The 3,380-nt window shown below is 31.7% G+C and carries 3 protein-coding genes; 2 read left to right on the forward strand and 1 reads right to left on the reverse strand.

Going from position 1 to position 3,380, the window contains the following annotated elements; translation table 11 throughout:
• A partial coding sequence (locus tag JGH11_RS19430; protein ID WP_201114553.1) for an OmpH family outer membrane protein occupies positions 1-436 on the forward strand: 436 nt, incomplete at its 5' end.
• Between the two features lie 92 nt (positions 437-528).
• Here JGH11_RS19430 and htpG read toward each other — a convergent pair.
• Positions 529-2,418 carry a molecular chaperone HtpG gene (gene htpG / locus JGH11_RS19435; protein WP_201114554.1) on the reverse strand — a complete coding sequence of 630 codons (1,890 nt, stop codon included), beginning with the start codon at positions 2,416-2,418 and terminating at the stop codon, positions 529-531.
• Positions 2,419-2,790: 372 nt separating this feature from the next.
• On the opposite strand from htpG, the gene JGH11_RS19440 reads away from it, so the two are divergent.
• Positions 2,791-3,321, forward strand: a complete 531-nt coding sequence (locus tag JGH11_RS19440; protein WP_201114555.1) for an RNA polymerase sigma factor — start codon at positions 2,791-2,793, stop codon at positions 3,319-3,321.
• Positions 3,322-3,380 lie beyond the last annotated feature (59 nt).

Consider the following 3,380-nt stretch of genomic DNA (forward strand, 5'->3'; position numbering starts at 1 on the left):
AGCCTATATTAATGTTGACGAAATTTTTTCTAAAATGCCTGAATTAAAAGAAGTAGAAAATAAAATAGCAACAAAAACGGAAGCCATAAGAAAAGCAATAGATAATATGGAGTCTGAATTCCAAAAGAAACTAAAAGAATTCGAGGATAGCTCCACACAGAATTTGCCAGAAGCTGTTGTATTAGACCAAAAAAAACAAGTGCAAGATTTTCAGGATCGATACCGCACTTTTGTTCAATCGAGTCAGCAAGAGTTGGAGAAGGAACAAAATAGCCTCATGGCCCCATTAGAGCAAAAATTAAGAAAAGCTATTAAGGATGTAGGTGATGAAAATAATTACAGTTTGATACTGAACTCAAATACAATATTACACATCGGATCTGATGTTACAGATGCAAATGGGTTGGTAAAGGCTAAACTAGGAATTATCAACTAATGATATATCTTCCAAAATCAAACGGGATTCAAATTGCATTTGAATCCCGTATTTGTATAATATTATAGTAGCTATTTAGACTACAGATAAAATCAGATTTTAGCCATATTCCTTTTAATAAATTTATTTAGAGCCTCTCCCTTCAACATTCCATTAGATAGTAGAGCCAAATCAATCAACTGACGTATATTAGCGCTTTCTGTAGCATAAGCACTCACAGCCTCTTTATCCTTACCATCTATGTCCATCATTATTTTTTTTATCAATGGATGTTCAATATTAAGGACCAGATTATAACTATTAGGCATCTCGCCATAAAAACTCATACCTGTCTGCATCGCTGACATCTCTTTCATACGGCGCATAAATTCATTCTGAGTTATTTGTATAGGTTGTTCCTTTTCGTCCAAGGCTTTATAATCTATAACAAAATCTGTCTTATCCAATTTAGGTAATTGGGAAGAGAATGCTTCGCTCAATTCTTCTTTTTGCTTGTCAGTCAAATTAACTTCTTTACTTTCTTCTTTAGAAATTAAATTATTAATAGTATCACTATCGACTCTTACAAAACGACTCTTCTCCAGTTTTTGTTCTAGCATACCAGCTAGGTGCACATCCAACTGTCCGTCAAAAAGAATTACATCATAGCCTTTATCTATTGCTGTACCAATATACGAATATTGCTCATCCTTGTTACTCGAATACAGATAAACCAATGTCCCATCTTTATCGGTCTGATTAGAAGATATCAATGTTTTATATTCTTCGAAAGTAAATATCCTACCGGCAGTATTCTTTAACAAACAGAATTTCTGTGCACGGTCATAGAACTTATCATCGGTAAGCATTCCATACTCTACAAATAATTTCAAGCTATCCCATTTTTCTTCAAACTGAGTCCTATCATTTTTAAAGATTTCCTCAAGACGATCAGCAACCTTTTTAGTGATATGGTTAGATATTTTCTTTACATTATGATCACTTTGCAGGTATGAACGTGATACATTCAGTGGTATATCAGGTGAATCTAAAACCCCATGCATCAATGTAAGAAATTCAGGAACAATACCTTCTACCGAATCAGTAACAAATACCTGATTACTATATAGCTGGATTTTGTTGCGGTTCATATCCACATTACTCTTTATTTGTGGAAAATAAAGAATACCTGTCAATTTGAAAGGGTAATCAACATTAAGATGTATCCAGAACATTGGCTCATCTGAGAATGGATATAATTCTTGATAAAATTTCTTATAATCTTCATCCTTCAAATCGGATGGTTTACGTGTCCAAAGAGGATTTGTATCATTTATTATATTATCCTCCTCAGTATCAATCGATTTACCATCCTTCCATTCTGTTTTTTTTCCAAAAACAATTGGTATGGGCAGGAAACGACAATATTTCTTAAGTAGTTTATCTATTTCAGATGTTTCCAGAAAATTTTTATTCTCATCATCTATATACAATATAATATCTGTACCCCTCTCTGGCTTTTCGGCTTTCTCGATAGTATATTCAGGTGATCCATCACAACTCCATTTTACAGCATCAGCTCCTTCTTTAAAAGATTTTGTTATTATTTCAACTTTCTTCGAAACCATGAACGAAGAATAAAAACCTAATCCAAAATGACCAATAATAGAGTTTGCATCATTTTTATATTTATCCAAAAATTCGTTAGCTGAAGAAAATGCTATTTGATTAATGTATTTGTCTATTTCCTCAGTTGTCATACCAATACCTCTATCAGAAATAGTTAACGTACCATTATCCTTATCGATTTTAACAGATACTGTTAACTCGCCTAATTCCCCTTTAAACTCACCCAAAGAAGCATAAGTTTTCAACTTCTGAGATGCATCTACGGCATTAGACACAAGTTCTCTTAGGAATATTTCATGATCACTATATAAAAATTTCTTTATAATTGGGAATATATTCTCTGTTGTAACCCCAATTTTTCCATTCTTTTGCATATATATAATAATTTAAATTGTATATTTGTTGTTGTAATTCTCACATGACAAAATAAGTGCCAAAGAGCTTGGCTATGACAATTTGTCGGGCATCAAAAATAAAATTTTATATACCTTCAAAATATATAGATAAAATTTATAATTGATACGACACTGGATAAAAAAAACTGAATAACTGTACATCAACGATTTACACTAAGAAAAAAATAAAAAATTTCACATCTAAACAACACCTATTTTTTCTTTAAGTTAAACTTAAAAAAAGTATTTACATTTGTTACAGCAACAGGAGATAACTATAAAACGTTATAAATATAAAGACCTATTGAACTATAATAAACAAATTTAAGCCAACTTAATACACTTATGATGATGGCAACACTAGATAACAATAAAGGTTTTGAAGACAAGTTGATAGACTTGCAAAACAATATGATGAACTTTGCCCTTACTCTAACGTCAAATAGAGAGGAAGCAAAAGATTTACTACAAGAGACAACGCTAAGAGCTTTAGATAATAAAGAAAAATATTACGAAAATGTAAACTTTAAAGGTTGGGTCTTTACGATAATGCACAACATATTTGTTAATAATTATCGTCGTGTAGTTCGAAGTCAAACAATGATAGATCAAACAGAGAATTTATACCATTTGAATATGCCACAGGATTCAGGATTTGACACCCCTGAAGGCGCATACACTGTATCTGAGATCTCCAAAGTTATAAACAGTTTTACTGATGAATACAAAGTCCCATTTACGATGCATGTATCAGGTTTTAAGTATGAAGAAATTGCTCTACAACTAAGCCTTCCTATCGGAACAGTAAAAAGTCGTATATTCTTTGCAAGAAAACGTCTTCAAGAATTACTTTCTGACTATAAATATCAAGACAGAGAATAATTACAATATAGCTATTACAAAACTTTTCTAAAAAGAAGCCTGATAACTCAGGCTTCTTT

This window comes from Dysgonomonas sp. Marseille-P4677 (assembly GCF_016652235.1).
GTDB lineage: Bacteria > Bacteroidota > Bacteroidia > Bacteroidales > Dysgonomonadaceae > Dysgonomonas.